Annotated in this window: 24 protein-coding genes and 1 pseudogene; all 25 read right to left on the bottom strand. The window is 68.2% G+C overall.

Annotated elements, in window-relative coordinates:
* Positions 1-41: 41 nt before the first annotated feature.
* The 25 genes and pseudogenes from HDC96_RS05050 to fliJ all read right to left on the bottom strand — a co-directional run bounded on the left by HDC96_RS05050 (position 42) and on the right by fliJ (position 24,527).
* Entirely contained in the window at positions 42-2,000 is a 1,959-nt protein-coding gene (locus tag HDC96_RS05050) for a chemotaxis protein CheA (RefSeq protein ID WP_179459014.1), read from the bottom strand.
* Between the two features lie 45 nt (positions 2,001-2,045).
* Positions 2,046-2,411 carry a response regulator gene (locus tag HDC96_RS05045; RefSeq protein WP_019182916.1) on the bottom strand — a complete coding sequence of 122 codons (366 nt, stop codon included), beginning with the start codon at positions 2,409-2,411 and terminating at the stop codon, positions 2,046-2,048.
* The gene (locus HDC96_RS05040; protein WP_179459013.1) at positions 2,408-2,716 is read right to left on the bottom strand and encodes an STAS domain-containing protein; all 309 of its coding nucleotides are present in this window, start codon (positions 2,714-2,716) and stop codon (positions 2,408-2,410) included. Before HDC96_RS05040 ends, HDC96_RS05045 begins: the two co-directional genes overlap by 4 nt.
* A gap of 97 nt (positions 2,717-2,813) precedes the next feature.
* A complete protein-coding gene (locus HDC96_RS05035; protein WP_179459012.1) occupies positions 2,814-4,115 on the bottom strand; it encodes a chemotaxis protein CheW in 1,302 nt (433 codons plus the stop codon).
* Positions 4,112-4,894 (bottom strand): ParA family protein, encoded by a 783-nt coding sequence (locus HDC96_RS05030; protein ID WP_179459011.1) that lies wholly within the window; start codon positions 4,892-4,894, stop codon positions 4,112-4,114. Before HDC96_RS05030 ends, HDC96_RS05035 begins: the two co-directional genes overlap by 4 nt.
* Before the next feature lie 176 nt (positions 4,895-5,070).
* Positions 5,071-5,901 (bottom strand): annotated as a pseudogene (gene motD, locus HDC96_RS05025) (flagellar motor protein MotD); the annotation flags it as partial.
* 1 nt (position 5,902) lies between these two features.
* Positions 5,903-6,643, bottom strand: coding sequence for a flagellar motor protein (locus HDC96_RS05020; RefSeq protein ID WP_176989046.1), 741 nt, complete (start codon positions 6,641-6,643; stop codon positions 5,903-5,905).
* A 79-nt stretch (positions 6,644-6,722) separates the two neighbouring features.
* Positions 6,723-8,570: a chemotaxis protein CheA gene (locus tag HDC96_RS05015; RefSeq protein WP_179459009.1), complete on the bottom strand. Its 1,848-nt coding sequence runs from the start codon at positions 8,568-8,570 to the stop codon at positions 6,723-6,725.
* A gap of 5 nt (positions 8,571-8,575) precedes the next feature.
* Positions 8,576-9,190: a protein phosphatase CheZ gene (locus HDC96_RS05010; protein WP_179459008.1), complete on the bottom strand. Its 615-nt coding sequence runs from the start codon at positions 9,188-9,190 to the stop codon at positions 8,576-8,578.
* A complete protein-coding gene (gene cheY, locus HDC96_RS05005) occupies positions 9,190-9,582 on the bottom strand; it encodes a chemotaxis response regulator CheY (RefSeq protein WP_179459007.1) in 393 nt (130 codons plus the stop codon). Before cheY ends, HDC96_RS05010 begins: the two co-directional genes overlap by 1 nt.
* A gap of 16 nt (positions 9,583-9,598) precedes the next feature.
* Complete coding sequence (locus tag HDC96_RS05000; protein WP_179459006.1) at positions 9,599-10,345, bottom strand: RNA polymerase sigma factor FliA; 747 nt, start codon at positions 10,343-10,345, stop codon at positions 9,599-9,601.
* A complete protein-coding gene (locus HDC96_RS04995) occupies positions 10,342-11,229 on the bottom strand; it encodes a MinD/ParA family protein (RefSeq protein WP_179459005.1) in 888 nt (295 codons plus the stop codon). Before HDC96_RS04995 ends, HDC96_RS05000 begins: the two co-directional genes overlap by 4 nt.
* Positions 11,216-12,862 carry a flagellar biosynthesis protein FlhF gene (gene flhF / locus HDC96_RS04990; RefSeq protein ID WP_179459004.1) on the bottom strand — a complete coding sequence of 549 codons (1,647 nt, stop codon included), beginning with the start codon at positions 12,860-12,862 and terminating at the stop codon, positions 11,216-11,218. Before flhF ends, HDC96_RS04995 begins: the two co-directional genes overlap by 14 nt.
* A 149-nt stretch (positions 12,863-13,011) precedes the next feature.
* A complete protein-coding gene (gene flhA, locus HDC96_RS04985; protein WP_179459623.1) occupies positions 13,012-15,093 on the bottom strand; it encodes a flagellar biosynthesis protein FlhA in 2,082 nt (693 codons plus the stop codon).
* A 17-nt stretch (positions 15,094-15,110) separates the two neighbouring features.
* Positions 15,111-16,241 carry a flagellar biosynthesis protein FlhB gene (gene flhB / locus HDC96_RS04980; RefSeq protein WP_176989041.1) on the bottom strand — a complete coding sequence of 377 codons (1,131 nt, stop codon included), beginning with the start codon at positions 16,239-16,241 and terminating at the stop codon, positions 15,111-15,113.
* Between the two features lie 63 nt (positions 16,242-16,304).
* The gene (locus HDC96_RS04975) at positions 16,305-18,449 is read right to left on the bottom strand and encodes a bifunctional diguanylate cyclase/phosphodiesterase (protein ID WP_179459003.1); all 2,145 of its coding nucleotides are present in this window, start codon (positions 18,447-18,449) and stop codon (positions 16,305-16,307) included.
* Between the two features lie 173 nt (positions 18,450-18,622).
* Complete coding sequence (fliR, locus tag HDC96_RS04970; protein ID WP_121036735.1) at positions 18,623-19,414, bottom strand: flagellar biosynthetic protein FliR; 792 nt, start codon at positions 19,412-19,414, stop codon at positions 18,623-18,625.
* A gap of 11 nt (positions 19,415-19,425) precedes the next feature.
* On the bottom strand, positions 19,426-19,695 hold the full coding sequence (locus tag HDC96_RS04965; protein ID WP_019184809.1) for a flagellar biosynthetic protein FliQ: 270 nt from the start codon (positions 19,693-19,695) through the stop codon (positions 19,426-19,428).
* Positions 19,696-19,734: 39 nt separating this feature from the next.
* Positions 19,735-20,517, bottom strand: coding sequence for a flagellar type III secretion system pore protein FliP (gene fliP / locus HDC96_RS04960; protein ID WP_019184808.1), 783 nt, complete (start codon positions 20,515-20,517; stop codon positions 19,735-19,737).
* 2 nt (positions 20,518-20,519) lie between these two features.
* Positions 20,520-20,921, bottom strand: coding sequence for a flagellar biosynthetic protein FliO (fliO, locus tag HDC96_RS04955; RefSeq protein WP_179459002.1), 402 nt, complete (start codon positions 20,919-20,921; stop codon positions 20,520-20,522).
* Positions 20,918-21,271, bottom strand: a complete 354-nt coding sequence (gene fliN / locus HDC96_RS04950) for a flagellar motor switch protein FliN (protein ID WP_179459001.1) — start codon at positions 21,269-21,271, stop codon at positions 20,918-20,920. Before fliN ends, fliO begins: the two co-directional genes overlap by 4 nt.
* A complete protein-coding gene (fliM, locus tag HDC96_RS04945; protein WP_176989036.1) occupies positions 21,268-22,275 on the bottom strand; it encodes a flagellar motor switch protein FliM in 1,008 nt (335 codons plus the stop codon). The genes fliN and fliM overlap by 4 nt, the downstream gene beginning before the upstream one ends.
* Positions 22,276-22,283: 8 nt before the next feature.
* A complete protein-coding gene (locus tag HDC96_RS04940) occupies positions 22,284-22,802 on the bottom strand; it encodes a flagellar basal body-associated FliL family protein (RefSeq protein WP_179459000.1) in 519 nt (172 codons plus the stop codon).
* A gap of 115 nt (positions 22,803-22,917) precedes the next feature.
* Complete coding sequence (locus HDC96_RS04935) at positions 22,918-24,069, bottom strand: flagellar hook-length control protein FliK (protein ID WP_179459622.1); 1,152 nt, start codon at positions 24,067-24,069, stop codon at positions 22,918-22,920.
* A complete protein-coding gene (fliJ, locus tag HDC96_RS04930) occupies positions 24,069-24,527 on the bottom strand; it encodes a flagellar export protein FliJ (protein WP_179458999.1) in 459 nt (152 codons plus the stop codon). The genes HDC96_RS04935 and fliJ overlap by 1 nt, the downstream gene beginning before the upstream one ends.
* Between the last annotated feature and the right edge of the window lie 3 nt (positions 24,528-24,530).

Below are 24,530 nucleotides of genomic sequence, written 5' to 3'. Positions count from 1 at the left end.
CCCGCAGGTGCCGACTACCGTCGGCCGGCACCTGCCGTGCGTCATGCGGCCTGCGGCACCTTGAGCGAGCGCACCAGGCCGCCGATGTCGACGATCAGCGCGACCCGGCCATCACCGAGGATGGTGGCGCCGGAGACACCGCTGATGCGGCGGTAGTTGTTCTCGATGTTCTTGACCACGACCTGCTGCTGGCCGACCAGTTCGTCCACTTCCAGCGCGATCTTCTGGCCATCGCCTTCAACGACCACCACCAGCGGATCGTCCAGCGCACGCCCGCCGTAGCCGTAGTACTCGCTGAGCGAGAGGATGGGCAGGTACTCGCCACGAACGCGCAGCACGCGGCCTTCGCCGGCCATGGTGCGCACATCGTCGGCCTGCGGCTGCAGGGCCTCCAGCACGTAGGCCAGCGGCAGGATCAGGGTTTCGCCAGCGACCGAGACGGTCATGCCGTCCAGGATCGCCAGGGTCAGCGGCAGGCGGATCAGCACGCGGGTGCCGTTGCCGGCCTGGCTTTCCAGCTGGACTTCGCCCCCCAGTGCCTGGATGTTGCGGCGGACCACGTCCATGCCGACGCCACGCCCGGACAGATCCGTGACGGCATCGGCGGTGGAGAAGCCCGGCTGGAAGATCAGGTCCCACACCTGCGAATCGGTGGGGTTGTCCGGCACGCTCAGGCCACGCTCGAGCGCCTTGGACAGGATCTTGTCGCGGTTCAGGCCGCGGCCGTCGTCGCTGACTTCGATCACGATGTGGCCGCCCTGGTGCGAGGCGGCGAGCGTGATCGTGCCGGTTTCGTCCTTGCCCGCCTCGCGACGCACGTCCGGCATTTCCAGGCCGTGGTCGATCGAATTGCGGACCAGGTGCACGAGCGGATCGGCGATCTTCTCGATCAGGCCCTTGTCCAGCTCGGTGCCTTCACCGATGGTGCGCAGGCGCACATGCTTGCCCAGGCGCGAGGACAGATCGCGGACCAGGCGCGGGAAGCGGCGGAACACCGCGTCCACCGGCAGCATGCGCACGCCGATGACCGCTTCCTGCAGATCGCGGGTGTTGCGCTCCAGCAGGTCCAGGCCGGTCAGCAGCTGCTCGGCCTGCGCCGGGTCCAGTGCATGCGAGACCTGCTTGAGCATGGCCTGGGTGATGACCAGTTCGCCGACCAGGTTGATCAGTGCATCGACCTTGTCGACGCTGACGCGGATCGAGGTCTCGGCTTCATGTGCAGCAGCGGCCGGTGCAGCGGCGACGGCGGCGGCCGGCTTGGCCTCGACCGGCGCGCTGGTGGCCAAGCTCGGCGGTGCGGCCGGACGGATGTCCAGTTCGCAGTCGTCCACGACCCAGGCGAAGGTGTCTTCGATCTTGCTGCGCGGCACCTTGCCGACCAGGCCAAGATCCCACGCCAGGTGGGCCTCGAGCGGATCGAGCTGATCGAAGCCGGGCAGGCGGTCCAGGCGCGCGGCGACCTGCAGCGACCCCAGGTGCTCGAGCTCGCGGATGATGCGCAGCGGATCGTTGCCGCTCATGAACAGCGACGGTGCCGGCACGAAGCCGATCTGCCACGCCTCGGGGGTGTCATCGACCGTGGCGGCGACGACCGGCGCCGCAACGGCGGCCTGACCGGACAGCACTGCTTCCAACCGCGCCTTGACCTCGGCGACCGCCTGCGGATCGGCGGCCTGGCCGTGTTCGGCTTCACGCAGCAGGGCACGCAGCACGTCCACCGAGGCCAGCATCGCGTCGACCGCGGCCGGCTCCAGCGCCCGCTTGCCAGCGCGCAGTTCGTCCAGCAGCGTTTCCAGCACGTGGGTCAGGGCGGCGATCGCGTCGAAGCCGAACGTGCCGGCGCCCCCCTTGATCGAGTGCGCGGCGCGGAATACCGAGTTGATGATTTCCGGGTCCTGCTGGCCCGATTCGAGCGCCAGCAGGCCAGCTTCCATCGCATCCAGCCCCTCGCGGCTTTCTTCGAAGAAGGTGGCGTGGAAACGTTGCAGATCCATGCTCATGGTGCGGGGTGTCCAGTTGCGAGGGGAGGGAAGGGTGAAGCGGGATCAGCCCAGGACTTTCTGGACGGTGGCGACCAGCTGTTCCGGATTGAACGGCTTGACCAGCCAGCCGGTCGCGCCGGCAGCCTTGCCTTCGGACTTCTTGTCGGCAGCCGATTCGGTGGTCAGCATCAGCATCGGCGTGAACTTGTATTCGGCCAGCTGGCGCAGTTCACGGATCAGCGAGATGCCATCCATGTTGGGCATGTTGACGTCGGTGACCACCGCGTTGAAGCGTTGGCCCTTGGCTCGACCGAGGGCGACCGCGCCGTCTTCGGCTTCCTCGACGGAAAAGCCGGCCGAGGTGAGGGCGAAAGAGACCATCTGGCGCATCGACGCCGAATCGTCCACCACCAAGATACGTGCGCTCATGCAGCGTTCTCCACAGATTTCAGGTTGTCATGGGGTGCATCCAGGCCGAGGGCCTGGGTGACGCCGAGCAGGCGCGCGGCATCACGGAAGGTTGCGGTGCAACCGTGGAATCCGGTGGGATGCCCGGCCTTGCGGCGGGCCTCGACGAATGCGCACAGCACCTGCAGCGAGGCGGTATGGATACGGCCGATCTGGCTGGCATCCAGCGTCAGATCGCCGGCCTGATCCACCAGGGGGGCCAAACGGGTTTTCAGCTCGGTGCTGGTCTCGATTCCGAGATCATCACCCAAGGCCACAGTGCTCATCATTGCTCCGGACAAACGGTTCCGAGGTCTATAACGGCCCAAACCAACAAAGCTTTAGCGGAGACCGCGCAACGCGGCACCGGCCTCCGCCGCTACGTCAGTTCAGCAACTGCGTCGCGTCCAGCAGGATCATCGGCTGCGCGCCGCCGCGGGCCACGCCGCGGAACAGATCATTGGAGATCTGGCAGATGCGGGCGGTGTCCGGGGGCTCGATCTGGGAGTCGGTGAGGTTGGCGACATCCTCGACCGCCGACACGCGCAGGCCCATGGTTTCGCCGTTCTCTTCCAGGACCACGATGCGGGTATTGGCATCGTTGCCGGCCGCGCTACTGCCCAGGTGGATGCCGAGGTCCATCACCGGCACCACCTGGCCACGCAGGTTCATGATGCCCAGCATCGCCGGCGAGGTGCCGCGCAGCGGCAGCAGCGGCACGGGCAGGACTACCTCCTGGACCTTCAGCAGTTCCAGCGCGTAGGCCTGGGCGCCACACCGCAGGCGCAGCCAGCGCGAGGTCCGTTCGGCGGCGCGGCGGTTCTCGCGTGGGCTCGAGGCCGGGTCGCGTGCCTGCCGCTGCAACTCTTCCCAGCTGCCGGGGCGGCTCTGTGCCAGCGAGGGTGCATTGGCGCGGGCGCTGGTGGCGGCCAGCATGGGCGCCATGGCCGGCATCGAGCGCGCTGCCGGTGCACGTGCGGCCGGTGCAACGGGGACGGCTGCAGGGACTTGGGCAGGTGCAGGCGTGGGCGCGACGACCGGTGCGGGGGGCGCAACGGGTGGGGCGATGGCAGCCACGGGGCCGGTTTCGTAGACGACCTCGGGTGGCAGGTCGTCCCAGCTCGGGCGGGCCTCGTCCGCGGGCGCGGGCAGGGCGCCGCTGAGGAGCGGGTCGTTGCGGAGTTCGTCGAGCAGGTCGTCGAAGCCCGGGGCCGGCGCGGTGCCCGACGCTGGCAACGCCTCGGTGTCCGGCGCCGCCGTCTCTGCGGGCAGCGTCATCGATCCGCTGAGGAGGGGATCGTTACGCAGTTCGTCCAGCAGGTCATCGAAGCCAGGTGCTGCGACGGGTGCCGCCGCGATCGCAGCATCCGTTTCAACCGCGGCCTCGACGACCGCAGGGGCGGCGGACAAGGTCATCGCCCCGCTCAGCAGCGGATCGTTGCGCAGTTCATCCAGCAGGTCATCGAAGCCCGGGGCGATGACATCCTCCGCAGCGGCGGGCGCCGCCGCAGTGACGGTCACATCGACCGTTGCAGCGTCCGCCTGCTTTGCTTCGACAGTTTCGACAGCTTCCACAGTTTCCACAGCGTCGGCAGCTGCAACGTGCAGCGGCGCCTCTGCCGCTGCCGGCATCGCGTCGCCCAGCAGCTGCTCCAGGTAGTCGTCGAGTACGCCGGCGGTGTTCATGCCGCGCGCTCCATCTGCTGCGCATCGTCGGCCAGGATCCATTCCAGCGCGCGGCGATAGGCGGCCAGGCCGCGGCCGGGGTAATCCCCGGACTGCGCCGGCACGGTCAGGCTGGCGGCGTTGCAGATGCGGGTATCGACCGGAATTGCATCTTCCCAGACGCGATGGCCGTGCTTGTCCTGCATCTGCTTGACGGTATCGTTGCCGGCGCGCGTGCGGCGGTCGAACAAGGTGGGCAGGATCGACATCGGCAGGGGACGGCGGCGCGAGCGCTCGACCATCTCGCCGGTACGGACCATGCCGTCCAATCCGTGCAGGGCCAGCGGCTCGGCCTGGGTCGGGATGATCAGGCGGTCGGCCGCGGCCAGTGCGTTGATCATCAACAGGCCCAGGGTCGGCGCGCAGTCGAGCAGGATGTAGTCATGCTGGCCCTGGTGGCGACCGAGCGCATTCTGCAGGGCCAGGCCGAGGCCCGGCTGGTTGGCGCTGCGGCGTTCCAGCGTGGCCAGGGCCGCCTGTGCGCACACGTAGTCCAGGCCCGGAATGTCGCTGGGGTGGGCGAGGGTGGAGAGCTCGGCCGGCGGTGCGCCGAACAGTTCCAGCACGCCCTGCGGCGGCGGATCCAGCGCGACGCCGAAGGCGCGGGTCAGCGACGAATGCGGATCCAGATCGATCAACAGCACGCGGTGGCCCTGCGCGGCCAGGCCGCGGCCGAGCGCGAGCGTCGTGGTGGTCTTGCCCACGCCGCCTTTCTGATTGGCAACAGCCCAGATACGCATGCGGTTCACTCCTTCATTGCGGGCGGAACGGCGGCGCCAACGCGGCTGCCGGCCGGCACCGGTGGCAACTGCACCGGTGCGATGGGGGTAACAGGGGTGCCAGCGGCAGGTGCCTTGGCGGCATCGGTCGCGTCGGCATCGGCACTGAGCCGGTCGGTGATCGGGTCGATGCCCTGCGCGGTATCGGCCAGGATGATCACCATCACCCGCCGGTTGCGGTTGCGGCCTTCGGCGCTGGCGTTGTCTTCGCGCGGGCGGAACTGGCCATAACCGACCATCGCCAGCCGTGCCGGCTGCAGGCCCTGGTCGGCGAACAGATGCACCACGCTGGCCGCGCGCCCGGCCGAGAGTTCCCAGTTGGAAGGGAACAGTGAGGTGGCGATCGGGATGTTGTCGGTGTGGCCTTCCACGCGCACGCCATTGGGCGCATCGCGCAGCACTTCGGCCAGTTTGGAGAGGGTGTCGCGTGCGTGCACGTCCAGCGTGGCCGAACCGGTCGGGAACAGGATGTCGCTGTTGATCTCGACCTCGATCCACAGCTCGGTGCGGCGCACGGTGATCATCCCGCGTTCGATCAACGGGGCCAGCGTGGCGGTGAGCTTGTCGGCGATGCCGTTGAGCTGGCGCTCGGCACGCTGCAGCTGCTCCTGGTTGCGGATCGAGACCGGCATGCGCATCTGCGAGGCCATCGCCGGCAACAGGGTCGGGTCGTTGGTCGGTGCCGGTGCGGAGGGGCCGATCCTGGTGCCGGCCCTGATCACCGAGGGGCTGTCCCAGCCGCCTCCCTGGACCTGCTGGTTGCCGACCTGGACCGGATTGATCGTGCGCGGCGCGCCGCCGAACGCGGTGGTCAGCGCATCGGCCATGATCCGGTACTTGCCTTCGTTGAGCGAGGAGATGGCGTACATCACCACGAAGAAGGCGAGCAGCAGCGTCATGAGGTCGGCATAGGGGATCGCCCAGGCCTCATGGTTGGCATGTTCTTCGTGGTGCTTGCGACGGGCCATGTCAGTGCAGGAACCCGGACAGGTTGGTTTCGATGTTGCGCGGGTTCTCACCCTGGGCGATCGAGATCAGGCCTTCGATGATCATCTCGCGGTCGCGGCTGTTGTGGTGGATCACGCTCTTGAGCTTGGCCGACACCGGCAGGAACAGCAGGTTGGCCGAGGCGATGCCGTAGATCGTGGCGGTGAACGCCGCGGCGATGCCGTGGCCGAGCTTGCTCGGGTCGGCGAGGTTCTTCATCACCGCGATCAGGCCGAGCACGGCGCCGATGATGCCCAGCGTCGGCGCATAGATGCCCATGCCCTCGAACACCTTGGACGCAGCCAGATCCTGGCTCTCCTGGCTGCTCAGCTCGATCTCCATCATGTGCCGGATGGTCTCCGGCTCCACGCCGTCGACCAGCAGCTGCAGGCCTTTGCGCAGGAACGGATCGTCCTGGGCGTCGACCTGGGCTTCCAGGCCGAGCAGGCCCTGGCGGCGGGCGATGTTGCTCCACTCCACGATCTGCTGGATCAGCTCGCGGCGGTCGCTGCTCGGCGGCAGGATCACCCAGCGCACGATCTTGAAGGCGTGCTTGAACACGGCCGGCGAGGTATGCAGCAGGATCGAGGCGATGGTGCCGACGATGACGATCACGAAGGCGGCCGGCGACCACAGCGACGCCAGACCGGCCCCCTTGAGGATGCTGCCGCCGACCAGTGAGGCCAAGGCGAGGAAAAGTCCAATGAGGCTGAGTCTGTCCATGGGTCCGTTATCGGCTTGTGTGAATGGGACTTGAGACGCCGAAGGAATCCAGTGATGCGGCGGTCACACTTTCACGGGATCAATCGTGGTGGGTGCGCAGCCCGTCCACGTCCAGGATCAGCGCCATCCGGCCGTCGCCGATCAGGGTGGCACCGGCATAGCCGCGCAACCCGCGCAGGGCCTTGGGCAGTGGCTTGATCACCACTTCCTCGCGGCCACGCACCTGATCGACCACCAGGCCGAAGCGGGCTTCACCGGCCTGCAGCACCACGATGGTCAGCAGCGAGGACGGCATCGGCTCCACATCGAGCCAATGGCGCAGATCGACCAGGGCCAGCGTGTGCGACTTGCGGTCCAGCACGGCACGGCCGTCGAACCAGCCCAGCGAGGTGTTGGGGGCATGCAGCACCTCCATCACGCGGGCCAGGGGCAGGGCGTAGACGTCCTCGCCAGCCTGCACCAGCAGGGTCGGCAGGATCGCCAGGGTGAGCGGCACGCGGATCATGAAGCGGCTGCCACGGCCGAGCTCGGACTGGATCTGGATCTGGCCGCTCAGCTCGCGGATGCGCGACTGGACCACGTCCATGCCCACGCCGCGGCCGGAGATGTCGGTGACCTGCTGCTTGGTCGAGAAGCCGGGCAGGAACACCAGGTGCAGGCACTCTTCGCTGCTGAGCCGGGCGGCGGCTTCCGGGTCGATCAAGCCCTTCTCCCGCGCCTTCTGGCGCAGGCGTTCGGGGTCGATGCCGGCGCCGTCGTCCTGGACTTCGATGCTGACGTAGTCGCCTTCCTGCTGGGCCGAGAGCCGCACATGGCCGCTGCGCGGCTTGCCCTGCGCCTCGCGCAGGTCCGGCATTTCCACGCCGTGGTCGATTGCGTTGCGGACCAGGTGCACCAGCGGATCGGCCAGCGCCTCGACCAGGTTGCGGTCCAGTTCGGTTTCCGCGCCGATCAGCTCCAGCTCGACTTCCTTCTTGAGCGAGCGCGCGACATCGCGGGCCACCTTGGGGAAGCGCGAGAACACCTTGCCGACCGGCTGCATGCGGGTGCGCATGACCGCCGACTGCAGGCGCGCGGTGGCGATGTCCAGCGTGGACACGGCACGGTCGAGTTCTTCATCGTGCAGGCGTGCGCGCAGGGTCTTGAGCCGGTTGCGCGACAGCACGAGTTCGCCGATCAGGTTGACGATCGCATCCAGGCGCTTGGTATCCACCCGCACGGTGTGTTCGGCTTCGGCGACCGGTTTGGCCGGCGCAGGCTTTGCGCTCGGTGTGGCCGGCGCAGCCACGGCGCGCGGGGCAGGCGCGGGCGCGGCGGCGACGGCCTTGGCACCGGGAACGGCGCCACCGTGCAGCTGGTCGAGCAGGGCTTCGAACTCGTCCTCGCCGATCAGACCGTCATCGCGCGTCGGCGCAGCGACGGCGGTCGGTGCGGCACCGCCATGCAACTGGTCGAGCAACGCTTCGAACTCATCATCGGTGATCATCTCGCCGCCGCTGCTGGCCGTGGTCGCAGCCGCAGGCGTCGGCGCCGGCGCCGGCGTGGCCGGCCCGTTGACATCGAACTGGGCGATCAGCTCCGGCGGGGCATAGCCCGGCTCGGTGCCGGCCGAGACCGAGTCGAGCATCGACTGCAGGTAATCCAGCGACTGCTGGGCTGCATCGAAGTGGTGGGCCTGCAGCGTGGCCTGGCCGGAGCGTGCCATGCCGAGGGTTTCCTCGGCGGCGTGGCACAGCTCAACCATCGCCTGGATGCCGAGGAAGCCGGCACCGCCCTTGAGCGTGTGGAAGCCCCGGAACACGGCGTTGAGCTGGTCGGTGTCCTGGGGCGCCTGCTCCAGCGACACCAGCTGTTCGCCGAGGCGGTCCAGGATTTCCTGGGCCTCGAGGATGAAGTCGGCAGCGATATCGTCTGGAACAGCACTCATGAGCGTTACAGTCCCAGGTCCGAAAGCAGGTCGTCGGCGTCGTTCTGTGACACCGCGTGGCGATCCAGGCCGTTCACGGCCGGGCCGGCCAGGCCGTTGTTGTCGCGCTTCTTTTCGTCGTCCTGCGGCGGCAGGCCGAGCGCACCGAAGCCCTCGTGCACGCGACGCACGATCCCGACCACGCGGCGGATGATCTGCCCGGTGAGGTCCTGATAGCTCTGCGTCAGCGCGATTTCGGTGAGGTTGTGGCGGATCCGGTCCAGCTGCTGGCCCTGGTCGGGCGTCAACCCGTTGGCGCGCAGCTGTTCGGTGAGCGAGCGGCATTCCTCGGCCAGGTCCAGGGTGCGGTGGGTGGCCTGTTCGGTCATCGCCACCACGTGGTCCAGGCGCGCGCAGGCGTCATCCAGCTCGCCGGCTTCGCTGGGCAGGCTGGGCAGATCGCCCAGGGCCTGGCCGAGCTCGCGGGCCAGGCGGTTCAGGCCGGCCATCATCGGCTGCGTGCGCAGCGCGGCGAGGGCGTCGATTTCCCGGCGCCAACCGGCTTCGTCACCACTTTCCAGTGCGGCCAGGGCGTCCTGCAGGCGCTGCACCAGCGCGGTTTTGTCGCTCAGGGTCTCCATCAGGCGCTCGCCGCCAGGCGTTCGAAGATCTTGCCGAGCTTTTCTTCAAGGGTCTGGGCGGTGAACGGCTTGATGATGTAGCCGTTGACGCCGGCCTGCGCCGCTTCGATGATCTGCTCGCGCTTGGCTTCAGCAGTCACCATCAGCACCGGCAGGGTCTTGAGCTTGGCATCGGCGCGCACGGCCTTGAGCAGGTCGATGCCGGTCATCACCGGCATGTTCCAATCGGTGACCACGAAATCGAACGGCTGGCTCTGCAACAACGCCAGCGCGGCATGCCCGTCCTCGGCTTCGGCCGTATTGGTGAAGCCCAGATCGCCCAGCAGGTTCTTGACGATACGACGCATGGTCGAGAAGTCGTCGACGATCAGGATACGCATGTTCTTGTTCAAAGCACTTTCCTCGATTTCAATGGTTCTCGAGGCCGGCGTCGGCCGCCTCGAAGATCTTCAGCCGGCCCCGCAGGCGCAGCACGGCCTGGCCATGGATCTGGCACACGCGCGATTCGCTGACACCCAATACGGCGCCGATCTCTTTCAGGTTCAGTTCCTGCTCGTAGTACAGCGAGAGCACCAGCTGTTCGCGCTCGGGCAGCAGGCCGATCGCGTTGCCCAGCTCACGCCCGAACTCACCGCGCTCCAGTACCTGCTGCGGGGTCGGTCCGCCCTGGGCGACGGTATCCAGCTCGCCCTGGTCTTCGATCCGCGATTCCAGGCTCAGCACCTGGCCGCGCGAGGCGTCTTCCATCAGGCGCAGGTAGTCCGGCAGCGGCATGTCCATCGCGGCGGCCACTTCGGTGGCGCTGGCGGCGCGGCCGGTGCTCTGCTCCAGCCGGCGGATGGTCGCGGCGGCATCGCGGGCACGGCGGTGCACCGAGCGCGGGACCCAGTCGCCGCGACGGATCTCGTCGATCATCGAGCCGCGGATGCGGATCGAGGCATAGGTCTCGAACGAGGCGCCCTGGTCGGCGTCGTAGCTGCGCGAGGCCTCGATCAGGCCCATCATGCCGGCCTGGATCAGGTCATCGACCTCCACGCTGGCCGGCAGGCGCGCCGCCAGATGGTGGGCGATGCGGCGGACCAGGTCGGAGTGCTGGGCGATGCATTCGTTGGCCGCCGCCCGTTGGACCTCTTTGTACTGTGCAGCGCCTTTCATGCGGTCACCCCGCGTTGCTTGAGGATGCGTTCCAGGAAGAACTCGACCCCGCCACGCGGCTCGGTCGGCGCCTGCCAGCGCGCGGTACGGCGCGCGATCTCGGTCAATGCCAGCGCCGACGGGCTGGACGGATAGGCCTTCACCACCGGCTGCTGGCGCTGCACCGACAGGCGCAGCCAGTCGTCCTGCGGCACACAGCCCAGGTAGTTCAGCGAGACATCGGCGAGGAACTTCTCGCAGACGCGGGTCAGTTTTTCGTAGAGCACGCGGCCTTCGTTCGGGTCGCGGACCATGTTGGCCACGACCTGGATGCGGTCCACGCCGCGTTCGCGCGAGAGCACCTTGATCAGCGCGTAGGCATCGGTGATCGAGGCCGGCTCATCGCAGACCACCACCACAGTGTCCTGCGCGGCCTGGCAGAAGGTCAGCACGCCATCGGTGATGCCGGCGGCGGTATCCACGATCATGATGTCCAGCTCACGTTCGAGCTCGGAGAACACGTTGACCAGGCCGACGTGCTCGGCCGGCTGCAGTTCGGCCATGTGGCGGCGGCCGGACGCGGCCGGGACCACCAGCACGCCCCCTGGGCCTTCCATGATCACTTCTTCCAGGGTGCAGCGTCCGGCGACGAGGTCGGCCAGGGTCACCTTCGGCTGCAGGCCCAGGATCACGTCGATGTTGGCCAGGCCGAGGTCGGCGTCCAGCAGCAGCGTGCGTTTGCCCATGTCCGCCAGCGCCACGGCCAGATTGGCCGAAACGTTCGTTTTGCCCACGCCGCCCTTGCCGCCGGTGACGGCGATGGTGCGGACCGGGCCCAGCGGCTGGCTTCGGGTAGCCGACAACGGGAAGGTCTTGGTCAGCTTGGCGTACTCACGCGACGGCATGGTTCAACTCCGGGTTGCAGGGCATATCGGCCGCGCGGCGCAAATCTTCAAGGCGAAGGACGAGATTGGCCGCACTGGCACGGTGTAGGTCTTCGGGAACGTCCTGGCCATCGGTGACCCAGGTGATCGGCAGGCGGTGATCCACGGCCACCGACAGGGCGGTGCCGAAGCGGCCGGTCTCGTCCAGCTTGCTCAGCACCACGCCCTGCGGGTTGGCGGCGCTGAAGCGACGGACGACCTCGTCCATGTCGCCGAAACTGGTGTTGGCCGGCAGCACCAGCAGGGTGCGGATCTGCTCGGCGGCGCGCAGCCACTGCAGCTGGGCGGCCAGGGCGCGGTCGCGCGGGCCCAGCCCGGCGGTGTCGATCAGGACCAGCTTGTAGTCCTTCAGGCGCTCCAGCAGCTGGTTCAGATCGCTGCCGCTGCTGGCCTCATGGACCGCGATGCCGAGCTGGCGGCCGAAGCCGTACAGCTGCTCGCGGGCGCCAATGCGGCCGGTGTCGGTGGTGACCAGGGCAACGTCGCGGGCGGCATGCGCTTCGGCGAAGCGCGAGGCCAGCTTGGCGATGGTCGTGGTCTTGCCGGCGCCGGTGGGGCCGACCAGGGCGATCACGCCGCCGGCTTCGAGCGGGTCGACCGGGGCGATCGGCAGCTTCTTGGAGAGCAGGCCGAGCATCAGGCCGCGACCGCGGTGGGCTTCGGTATCCAGCGGAATCTGCATGGCCACGTCGCGGCTGATGCCGGCGTCGAAGCCGTACTCGTCCATCAGGTCCAGCGCGGCGGCACGGACCGGCGAGCCACGCAGGCGTTCGTCGGTGAAGCGGTGCATCTCGCGCTCGATGACGTGGCGCATGCCGGCCACTTCGTGGCGCAACTGGCGGATCTCTTCGTCGTCGCGCGGAACCACGATCAGTTCCGGCACGCTGGCCACGACCGGTGCCGCTTCATTGGCGGCGGTGGCGACGGTCACGGCGATCGGCAGCGCCGGCGGCAGGGCCGCGGCCACGACCGGCAGCGGCGCGAGGGCGGCGGCGGCCGGCACGGCGGTCTCGTCCATCTCCTCCAGCGGCGGATCGATGACGAAGCGGGCGCGGTTGATCGGGGCCGGTGCGGCGACCTCGTGCGGCAGGGCCGGCGAAGCCGCGGCGGCCTGTTCGACATTGAACGGCGCGAAGATCTGCTCCGGCAGCGACGGTTCGTTGACGGCAGGGCTGACGCTGGCGCGGGCCAGGGTGGCGGCGAAGCCATCGCTGCCGCGCTGCGGGACGCTTTCGTTGGCGGTATCGAGCGTACGGCCGGTCGCGCCGACGGCGGCGCGCGCCAGCGCAGCCACGGCCGAGGTGGTGGCGGCCACCGGTTCCGGCGTGGCGACCGGGACCTTGCGGCGGGTCACGGCGGCGATCACGGCATCGGCGGCGCTGCGTGGGCGCGGTGCCGGCGCCGGGGCGACGTCCTTGCGGGCCGCTTCCAGTGCACGCTGCACGGCACTCTCGTCGTAGTTGGCCGCCGCCACGATCTCGACACCTTCCTCGATCCGGCGATTGGACAGGATCACGGCGTCCGGACCATGTTCCTTGCGCACCAGATTCATGGCCGAGCGCATATCGGAGGCGACGAAGCGTTTGATTTTCATGCTGTGGTACCGGGACTGGGGCGGCGGAGTGGTGGAAGGGAAACGCTGGTTGTCGGTGGTCTGCACGGTCAGGGAGTCCCTTTATTTCCTGCTGCGGTGAAATCGAATGAGGTGTCTGTTTTCTGTCGCGGTGCCGTCGGAGGTCCGGCTCAACTGATCGTGCCGACCAGCTTCAACCGTTTGTCCTCGGGCACCTCGCTGTAGGCGAGTACGGACAGCGAGGGGACGCTGTGGCGTACCAGCCGTGCCAGCGCGGCACGTACCGGGCCGGGCACCAGCACGACCGCGGGCTCGTTCTTCGCTTCCTGCTTGCCGACACATTCGGCCAGGCTTTGATGCAGTCGCTCGGCGAGTCCGGGTTCCAGCGCGGCGCCGTTGCCCTGTGTGGACTCCTGCAAGACGCGTTCCAGTTGCGGGTTGAGGGTGAAGACCGGCAGCTCGGGCGACATCCCGGCGATCTCCTGCACGATGAAACGGCCCAGCGCGTTGCGCACGGCGGCGGTCAGCACGGCCGGGTCCTGGCTGGTCGGCGCGCTCTCCACCAGCGATTCGACGATCTTGCGCAGCTGGCGGATCGGAATGCGCTCGATCAGCAGGTTCTGCAGCACCCGCACCACCGCCGACAGCGGCAGCGACTTCGGCGTCAGATCCTCGACCAGCTTCGGTGCACTCTTGGCCAGGTTGGCCAGCAGCTGCTGCACTTCCTCGTGGCCGAGCAGTTCCGGGGCGTGCTCGCGGATCAGGTGCGACAGATGGGTGGCGACCACGGTGGCCGGGTCGACCACGGTGTAGCCCATCGATTCGGCATTGGCGCGCTGGTGCGGCTGGATCCAGGTGGCATCCAGGCCGAAGGCGGGATCCTTGCCGGCGATGCCTTCCAGCGTGCCCAGGGCACTGCCCGGGTCCAGCGCGAGTTCGCGGTCCGGATGGATTTCGGCGGTGGCCACCGGCACGCCGTGGATCAGCAGGCGATACGCGCTCGCCGGCAGTTCCAGGTTGTCGCGGATGTGGACGGAGGGAATCAGGAAGCCGATGTCGTGGGTGAGCTTGCGGCGCACGCCCTTGATCCGGGCCATCAGTTCGCCGCCCTGGTTCTTGTCGACCAGCGGGATCAACCGGTAGCCGACTTCCAGGCCCAGCGGATCGACCGGGCGCAGTTCGTCCCAGGTCAGTTCGGCGGTCGGCGAGGGCGCGGCACCCGGCAGGCCGAGGGTGTCGGGGCGGTTGGCCGCCGGGGATTCGGCGGCGCGGGCTTCGGCCGTGCTCTTCTTCCAGGCCTTCCAGGCGATGAAGCCGAGGATGGCGGCCAGCGTCAAGAAGGCGACGTTGGGCATGCCCGGCACCAGACCGACCACCGCCAGAATCGCGGCGGCAATGGTCAGCGCGCGGTACTGGCCGAAGACCTGGCTCATCATGGCCTGGGCCATATCCTGGGAGCGCGAGGCGCGGGTGACCAGCATGGCCACCGCCGATGAGACCAGCAGCGCCGGCAGCTGCGCGACCAGGCCGTCACCGATGGAGAGCAGGGTGTAGGTCGCCGCGGCATCGCCGAACGGCATGCCGTGCTGGAGCACGCCGACCGCCAGGCCGCCGACCAGATTGATGAACAGGATCAGGATGCCGGCGATCGCATCGCCACGGATGAACTTGCTGGCACCGTCCATCGCGCCGTAGAAGTCGGCTTCCTCGCGGACCTCCTCGCGGCGGGCCTTGGCTTCTTCACGCGTCAGCAAACCGGCGTTGAGATCGGCGTCGATCGCCATCTGCTTGCCGGGCATGGCGTCCAGGATGAAGCGGGCGGTCACTTCGGAGACGCGTCCGGCACCCTTGGTGATCACCACGAAGTTGATGATGGTCAGGATCGCGAAGACCACGATGCCGACCGCGTAGTTGCCGCCGATGACGAACTCGCCGAACGAGGCGATCACCTTGCCGGCCGCCTCGTGGCCGTTCTGGCCGTTGAGCAGGATCACGCGGGTGGAGGCCACGTTCAGCGCCAGCCGCAGCATCGTGGTGATCAGCAGCACGATGGGGAAGATGGTGAAGTCCAGCGGGCGCTTCACGTACACCACCGCCAGCAGCACCATCAGCGAGATGGCGATGTTGAAGGTGAACAGTGCATCGAGCACCGCCGGCGCCAGCGGCACCACCACCATGGCCAGCAGCGCCAGCACGATCAGCGGGGCACCGAGCCCGTGGCGGATCATGTCCAGTGCGCGGCGCACGTTCATTCCGGCAGGCTGGGCGCTCATGGGCGGCCTCCCTTGCCGAACTCATCGATATCGATGCTGGGCGAGGCCGGCATCGGGCCGGTCCGCCAGCTGCGCAGCTGGTAGACGTAGGAGAGCACCTGGGCCACGGCCGAATACAGTCTCACGGGAATTTCCTTTCCAAGTTGACCTTCCCGATACAAGGCGCGTGCCAAAGGCGGGGCGGAGACGATGGCGACCTTGTTGCCGTCGGCCACTTCACGGATGCGCAGGGCGGTTTCATCCACGCCCAGGGCGACCACGGTGGGCGCGCCCATCTTTCCGCCCTCGTACTTCAGGGCGACCGCGTAATGGGTCGGGTTGACCACCACGACGTCGGCGGTGGGGACCGCTTCCATCATCCGGCGGTTGGACATCTGCTGCTGCAGCTGGCGGATGCGGCCCTTGACCTCGGGGCTGCCCTCGCTTTCCTTCATCTCCCGGCGCAGCTCTTCACGGGTCATCTTCAGCTTGCGCATCCAGTTCCAGCGCTGGTACGGCGCATCGATGGCGGCCAGCAGCATCATCGCGCCGCCGGTGGCCAGCATCAGCTTCAGGGTGAAGCCCAGGCCGTGGACCATGGCGGCCTCCAGCGGCTGGTTGAGCAGGTCGCGCAGCGGGCGGATGCCGTGCCACACCACCAGCCCGGCCGCGGTGCCAACGAAGGCGATGCGCAGCAGGGATTTGGTGAACTCGGCGATGGCTTCCGGGCCGTACAGCCGCTTCATGCCCGCCATCGGGCTCATGCGCTTGAAGTCCGGCATCATCGCCTTGCCCGACCAGCGCAGCCCGCCCATCACCACCGGCGACAGGAAGCTGGCCAGCAGGCAGATCACGATCAGGGGCCACATGCCCAGCAGCAGCCGCAGGAGCAGCTCGCCGAAGTGGCCGAACAGCGCCTGCGGGTGCAGGCGCAGGCCCGGCTCCGGGCTCAGCGCGAACTGCATCCAGGTCTTGGCGTTGCGCGCGATGGTGCCGGAGAACGCCATCAGCGCCAGCACACCGGCACCGAACACGGCCGCCGTCGCCAGCTCCCGCGAGCGCGGGATGTTGCCCTGTTCCCGGGCATCGCGCAGGCGTTTTTCGGTGGGTAATTCGGTTTTTTCGCCGGCTTGTTCGTTCTCGGACATCGGGGCGCGATACGGGAGGAGATACCCGGGTCCGTGCAAGAACCATTCCGCCGGCGGCGGACATCACCCGGCCGAGGCGCCCGGCCGCGCCTGCGGCGTCCATCCCGCCGCCACCTCCACCCGCGGCCGGGGCAGGTCATGCAGCTGCATGAAACGCTGGGCATCCACCGGACGCCCCAGCAGATACCCCTGCAGGTAATCGCAGCCCAGTCGTTCCAGGTAGACACGCTGGCCGACGGTCTCCACCCCCTCGGCGACGATGTCCATGTCCAGGGCATGCCCCAGCGCGACGATCGCCGAGACGATCACCACGTCCTCGGAGCTGTTTTCCAGATCGCTCACGAAGGCGTGGTCGATCTTGATCTCGGTGGCCGGCAGGCGCTTGAGGTACAGCAGGCTGGAGTAGCCGGTACCAAAGTCGTCGATGGAGATGCCCACGCCCAGCGCGGCCATGGCCTGCAGCAGGGTGAGGCTGGCCTCGGTATCACGCATCACCGTGTTTTCCGTGATCTCCAGGATCAGCCGGCGTGGTTCGATGCGGTGGGTCTGCAACGCCTCGCGGACCTCCTGCAGCAGGTTGGGCGAGGCGAACTGGATCGGCGAGAGATTCACCGAGACCGTCCAGCCGTCATGCCCGGCGTCGTGCCAGCTACGCAGCTGGCGGCAGGCCTCATCCAGCGCCCAGCGCCCGATCTCGTTGATCACGCCGCTGCGCTCGGCCAGGCGGATGAAGCGGTCCGGTGGAATCAGCCCCTGCTGCGGATGCCGCCAGCGGATCAGCGCCTCGGCGCCGCTGACCGACTGCGCGGCCACGCGGGTCTTGGGCTGGTAGTGCAGGAACAGCTGTTCGGTCCCGATCGCGCGGCGCAGGTCGGCCAGCAGCTGGAACTGCTGCTCGGCGCTGTCATTCATCCAGTCCGCAAACAGCACGTAGGCGTTGCGGCCGGCTTCCTTGGCCTGATACATCGCCGCATCGGCGAATCCCATCAGCTGGCGTTCGCTGGCGGCATGGTCCGGGCAGATCGCGATGCCGATGCTGGCGGTCACCTGCAGATCGTGGCGCGGCAGCAGCGGCTCGCAGCCGACGGTCTGGATGATGCGGCTGGCCAGTGTGGCCACGTCTTCGTCGTTCTCGATCGGCACCACCAGCACGAACTCGTCGCCGCCCAGCCGCGCCATCATGTCCGCCGGCCGCAGCAGTCTGCGGGTGCGGTCGGCGACGGCCACCAGCAGGGCGTCGCCGGTCTGATGGCCGTAGGCGTCGTTGACCTGCTTGAAGCCGTCCAGATCCATGAACATCACCGCGAAGCGGCTGCCACGCTGTTCGGCCTCGGCCAGCGATTGCTCGATGCGCTGCTGCAGCAGCCGGCGATTGGGCAGGCGGGTCAGCGGATCGTGCAGTGCCGCCTGGGTCAGCTCGGCGTGGGCATCGTCCAGCGAACTGCTCAGGTCGGTGTTGCGCAGCCGCAGCAGCTGCGCCTCCATGCGCTGGTCGAGCCAGGAGACGATCAGCACCACCGCCAGGATCGCGATGGTCAGCACCAGGACCACCAGTGCCAACCATTGCGCCTGCAGGCCGTCACCGGCCGCCGCGCCGCAGATGCTGCCGGCCGGGAAGCGCGCGGCCGCCATGCCGGTGTAGTGCATGCCTACGATCGCGGTACCCAGAACCAGAGCCGGTGCGGCGCGGTCGCGCAGGCGACGGTGCGTGCTGCGCAGGCGGAAGGCGATGAACAGCGCGGTCCACGAAGCGACCACTGCGATCACCAGCGACAGCGCCACCCAGCCGGCGTGGTAGTCGATCCCGGGCTGCATGTGCAGCGCGGCCATGCCCAGGTAATGCATCGAGGCGATGCCGCTGCCCATGAGCACGGCGCCGAGCGCGAGGCGGCCGTGCGGCAGGGTGGGTTGCGAGACCAGCCACAGGGCGAAGATCGAAGACGCCATGGCGGCCAGCAGCGAGACCGTGGTCAGGCCGAGCGCGTAGCCGAGCGGGATCGGCAGCCGGAAGGCGAGCATCCCGATGAAGTGCATGGACCAGATGCCCAGCCCCATCGCGCAGCCGCCGCCGACCAGCCACAGCCAGGTGGTGCGGGGCGTGGCCGCGGTGGTGACCCGGCTGGCCATGTCCAGCGCAGTGAACGAGGCCAGCACGGCGACCAGGAACGAAACGACCACCAACCACGGGGTGTAACTGCCGATCAGCATGGATGACGCTCTCCCTGGTCAACATCTGAGCGATACGACAAAACGCGATCACCGAAGAGTACCGGTGATGGCATCGTCTTCAGCCAAGACTAACGCCAGGCCCGGGGGGGATCGCAAGGGGCAGGCGCGCGGCGCCGCGGGACGGTGGCGTGGCTGTCCCGGCGTGTCCCGGGTCAGCGGCTGACGCTGTCGGCGGCATCGAACGCCGCGTCGAACAGGCGCTGCACCGGCGGGCCCATTTCGCCGGCCAGCACCGTGAGCAGGAACAACCCCAGCAGCAACGCCACCGGCAGGCCCAGCTGGATCGGGTTCAAGGCCGGCGCCGCACGGGCCAGCACACCGAAGGCCAGGTTGATCGCCAGCATCGCCACGGTCAGCGGCAGGGCCAGGGTGAGCGCGCCACGGAAGACCTGCAGCAGGAAGGTCGGGGCAATGCTCAGGAACGCCTGTGGATCGGGCAGCGAGGTGCCGATCGGCAAGGCCTTGTAGCTGTCCATCAGCAGCGAGATCAGCGCCAGGTGCCCGTTCACGGTGAAGAACAGCAGGCCGAACAGCAGATAGAACCACTGCCCGATCACGCCGGAGCTGCCGCCGCGCAGCGGATCGCTCATCTGCGCGAACGCCAGGCCGGTGCCCTGGGCCACCAGCTCGCCGGCCATCGCGCCGGCCTCGAACACCAGCCGCAACACGAACCCGATCGAGACACCGATCGCCAGCTCGCGGGCGATGGTCAATACCGTGGCCGCATCGAAGCCGGTCCATTCCGGCACCGGCGGCAGCATCGGCGACAGTGCGATCGCCAGCGCACCGGCCAGCAGCACGCGGATCCGCGACGGCACCGCGCGGGTGCCGATCAGCGGCATGGCCATCAGCATCGCGCCGATGCGCAGCATGGTCCACAGGATCGTGCCGATCATGCCGAAGGCCTGCAGGCCATCGGCTGCCATCTGGGTCGCGGAATCCACGGCGGCGGGCCTCAGCCGATCAGGTGGGGAATGCGCTGGAACAGCAGCGTGGTGTATTCGACCAGGTGGCCGATCAGCAGGCTGCCCAGTGCGAACAGCACCACGGTCAGTGCCGCCGCCTTGGCCACGAAGGCGATGGTGGGTTCGTTGAGCTGGGTCGCGGCCTGGACCACGCCGACCACCACGCCGACGATCAGCACGGTGAGCAGCAGTGGGCCGGCGACCCACAGCACGGTGATCAGGCCACCACGCAGTTCGGTCAGGGCAAGTTCGGGCGTCATGTCGGTCTCGGGTCCGTATCGGTCAACAGGGCGGGGCGGTCAGACCGCATTGAAACTGGCGGCCAAGGTGCCAACCACGAGAACCCAGCCATCCACCAGCACGAACAACAGGATCTTGAAGGGGGCGGAGACCAGCATCGGCGAGAGCATCATCATGCCCATCGACATCAGCACGCTGGCCACGACCAGATCGATGATCACGAACGGAATGAAGATCAGGAAGCCGATCTCGAAGGCGGTCTTCAGCTCGCTGGTGACGAACGAGGCGACCAGGATCGGGAACGGGATGGCATCCGGGCTGGAGTAGGTGCCATGCCCGGCCATGCCGGCGAAGGTCATCAGGTCCGTCTCGCGGATCTGGGCCAGCATGAAGGCGCGCAGCGGCTGGGTGGTCAGCGTCCAGGCGGTCTGGAAATCGATCTCGCCGTTGAGGTAGGGCGCCATGCCGCTGCCCCACGCCTTCTGCCAGACCGGCAGCATCACCATCGCGGTGAGGAACAGGGCCAGGCCGAGCAGCACCTGGTTGGACGGTGTCTGGCCGGTGCCCAGCGCCTGGCGCAGCAGGCCGAGCACGATGATGATGCGGGTGAAGGCGGTCAGCACCAGCAGCATCGACGGGATCAGGGTGATCGCCGTCATCAGCAGCAGGGTCTGCAGCGGCAGACTGACCGGCTGGCCGCCGATCTTGCCGACATTCACGTCCGGCAACGCCGGTACGCCCGGCACGCCGGGCGCGGCCCAGGCCAGGGCCGGCAGCGCGCACAGCAGGGCGGTCAGCAACAGCGGCAGGTAACGGGTCCAAGAGGTACGGGGGCCACGCATGATCAGGATTCCTTGCGCAGCCGCTGTTGCAGCAGCTGGGCGAAATTCGGGAGGTGTTTGAACTCGGGAAGGCGCGCCGGCGGCGGGGTCGGCAGCGGTTCGGGCAGCTGATGCAGCGTGTTGATGCCGCCGGCGGTGACACCCAGCAGCAGCTGGGTGCCATTGACCTCGACCACCACCACGCGCTCCTTGGCGCCGACGGTCAGGCTGGCGACCACGCGCAGCCCCTCGGCCGGGCGGAAGCCGCTGCCGGGCATGCGCTTGAGCAACCAGCCCAGCCCGACGATCAATGCCAGCACGCCCAGCAACGCCAGCACCGCACCGAACATGCCCGGTGCGGCCGCGGCATGCTGGCCGACCTTGACGGTCGAGGCGCCGGCCGCGATCAGCAGCCCGGCACTCAACGCAGTCTCCGGATCCGTTCGCTCGGGCTGACCACGTCGGTCAGGCGCACGCCGAAGCGGTCGTTGATCACCACCACCTCGCCATGGGCGATCAGGGTGCCGTTGACGAACACGTCCAGCGATTCGCCGGCACCGCGTTCCAGTTCCACCACCGAGCCCTGGTTGAGCTGCAGCAGGTTGCGGATCGGCAGGCGGGCGCGGCCGACTTCCAGCGACAGGGTCACCGGTACATCCAGGATCACATCCAGGTTCAGCTCGGGACCGAGGTTCTCATCGGACTGCAGCGTGGTGAACTGCGCTGGCGTCGGTTCCACCGCGGACAGCGGTTCGTTGGATTCGATATCGTTCATTTCGAGACTTCCTGGAGTACGGGAACGCGTGGGCGGGTGCCCGGGGGATGGGTGGCGGTGATCTTGACGGCGTTGCAGCCGTTGGCGATGCCGAACTCGCCGGTGAACACCGGGATGTTCTCCACGCACAACGGCACCTGCGCCGGCATGTCGATCGACAGGATGTCGCCGACCTTCAGGCCGGTCAGTTCGCGCAGGGTCATGCGTTTGCTGGCCAGCACGCTGGAGAGCGTGACTTCGGCGATGTTGAGCTGTTCGCGCAGCATCACGCCCCAGCTCGCGTCGCGGTCGTTGCGATCGCTCTGGATGCCGGCATCGAGCAGCTCGCGGATCGGCTCGAGCATCGAGTAGGGCAGCGTGACGTGGATGTCGCCGCCACCACCGTCGAGCTCGACGTGCAGGCGGCAGACCACCACGTACTCGCGCGGCGTCACGATGTTGGCGAAGTGCGGGTTGATTTCGGAGTTGATGTACTCCAGCTCCACGTCCATCACCGGCGCCCAGGCTTCCTGCAGGTCGGCGAAGGTCTGCTTGAGCAGCAGGTGGATGACGCGCATTTCGGTGGCGGTGAACTCGCGGCCTTCGATGCGGGTCGGGTAGCGCCCATCACCGCCGAAGAAGTTGTCCACGATCGCGAACACCAGCGTCGGCTCGAACACGATCAGCCCGGTGCCGCGCAGCGGCTTGAAGCGGATCAGGTTGAGGTTGGTCGGCACGTACAGCGAGTGCATGTAGTCGTTGAACTTGATCAGCTCGATGCCACGCACGGAGAGTTCGGCCGAGCGCCGGATCAGGTTGAACAGGCCGATGCGCCACAGGCGCGCGAAGCGCTCGTTGACCATTTCCAGGGTCGGCATGCGACCGCGGATGATGCGGTCCTGGCTGGCGAAATCGTACGAGCGCGCCTCGCCGGGCGTGGGCGCGTCGATGTCGGTCTCGACCGCACCGGAGTCCACGCCATGCAGCAGGGCATCGATCTCGTCCTGGGAAAGCAGGTCATTCATGGTCGCCCTTACTGGGTCACGAAACTGGTGAACAGCAATTCGTCGGCACCGGGCTTGCCGGTCTCGGCCTTGAGCAGCTTCTGCACTTCGGCCAGGGAACTGGCCTGCAGGCGCTCTTTGCCGGCGCGGTCGGCGATGTCGCTCGGCTCGACCTGCGAGAACAGCATCAGCAGCTTGGCGCGGATGGCCGGCGCATGCAGCTTGATCGCTTCCATCGCGGCCGGGTCGCGGCTCATCAGCTGCACTTCGACCTGCAGGTAACGCGGGCCGTCGAAGCTGCTGTTGAGGTTGACGACGAACGGCGGTTCCAGCCCGAAGTACTGCGCCGGGGCAGGCACGGCGGATTTGCTGGTGGCCGGCTTGGTGGTCTTGTCGTCGTGCTTGGACTGGGTGAAGTACCAGACGCCGCCACCGGCGGCGCCGGCGGCGAGCACCGCGACCAGGGCGGTGACCAGGAGCGGACTGCGCGGCTTGGCGGTCTTGTCCTTGTCGGCGGATTTCTTGGTTTTATCGGCGGCTGCGGCCACGAGGGGAAGCTCCAGAGGATTGCTTCCTGCCTACATGCAAAGTGCGTGCCTGAATGCTGGAGAAGACGTGCGTCGGGTTTCTGGCGGGGTGGTTGAGGCCACCGCCGCGACGCGATCACGCGTAGGCGTCGACCAGGCCGCGCTGGCGGATCAGCTGGGACGGGGACAGGGTGGTGTCGGCCAGCGCCGGTTCTCCGTCGTCGCCGGTCAGCCCGCCGCTGCCATCGCCACGTCCGCCGTCGGGCGCGGTCTGCTGCTGGCCAACGTCGGCATTGCCGAGCTGGAAACCCTGCTCGCCGAGCAGCTCACGCAGGCGCGGCAGGCTGCTTTCCAGCGCATGACGCACATCGGCGTGGGCGCTGGTGAAGGTGGCATGCACCCTGTCGCCGTCCAACTGCAGACGCACTTCGATGGGGCCCAGGTCGTTCGGGGTGATCTTGATATGCGCGTGGCCGATCTTCTGGTCCGCCAGCCAACCGACGCGAGCGCCGACGGCATCGTCAAAGTCTTCGCCGCCCAGATGCGGGGTGGCGGTCGGCGAGCCGGTGAACAGGCTGGCGACCGCCGGCTTGGCCTCGGTCATGCCCTGCAGCGCATGCAGCAACGGGCTGGCGGGGGCATCGGGGCCGTCGTTGGTGGCCACGTTCAAGGCGTCCGTGAAGGTCTTGAGCAGCGGCGCATCGTCGGCCGGCGCGGCCTCGGCGGCCACGGCGGGCAGTGCGATGCTGCCGTCGGTGGACGGCGCGGTGGCCAGCGCCGGCGTGGTGGCCTTCGCATCCGGTGCTGCAGTCGCCAAGGCCGGCAGCGCCGCATTGGCGCCCGCGGCGGGACCGGTCGCCACGGGCGTGACCGGCGTGGGCGCCGGCACCGGCAGCCCGTTCAACGCCAGCCCGGCCAGCCCCAGTGGCGGCCAGGCGGCTTCGGTGTCGTCGGTCGGTTCGGCGGCCGGCTTCTCCGCCGTGGCCGGTGTTTTGCCAGTGGCGTCGGTGGCGGCGACCGTGTCGTCCGCCTTCTCGGCGCCAGGCTTGGCGGGGCGCGTCGTTGCGTCCTTGTCCTGGCCGGGCGTAGTGGTGGTGGTGCTCTTGCCCGCGTCGCGGCTGCTGCCGGACTTGGGCGGCGTGTCGTTGCGCGGTGCCTCATTGCCCGGCTTGAGCAGCGCGTCAAAGTCCCGACGGTCGCTGCCGCTGGCGCTGTCCGCACGGGGGCTGGGCGAGGTGCCGCCCGCATTCTGTGCGGATGCGGCACCCCCGAGCAGGGCGGGGGGCATCACGGGGTGCCTCCGTTCTCGCTGTCTTCGCGTTGCGCCTGGCGCGAGCGCCGGGCCCCGAGGTCATCCATCTCGCGCTGATCGCGGCGGTCGGTGACCACCTTTTCCTGCGCGCGGTAACTGGCGGCCAGCTGTTCCAGCACCTGCTTGTCGCGGCTGGCCAGCAACAGGCGGGCGCGCTCGGCGTCGACCTTCTCGCGGTTGTTGTCCACGGTCTGCCGTTGCTGGGCAACCGCGCTGTCCAGTCGATCCAGGAACGCGCGGCGGTTCATCAGCTGGGCCGGGCTGGTGGCCGACATCTGGGCGCCGGCGTATTCCTCGGCGTAGCGGCGCAGCTCATCCAGGCGCGACACATGCGTGTCGAGCGCGCGCTGGCGCTCGGCCAGGTCGCGGGCGACCTCGTCTTCGTGGTCCTGGGCTCGTTTCAGCAAGGGGTCGAAGCGCTTGGATTGGATCATGGC

It is taken from the genome of Stenotrophomonas sp. JAI102 (assembly GCF_013409105.1).
GTDB classification, from domain to species: domain Bacteria; phylum Pseudomonadota; class Gammaproteobacteria; order Xanthomonadales; family Xanthomonadaceae; genus Stenotrophomonas; species Stenotrophomonas maltophilia_AA.
Note: the sequence above shows the minus strand (reverse complement) of the source record. Positions and strands in the feature narration are given on the sequence as shown.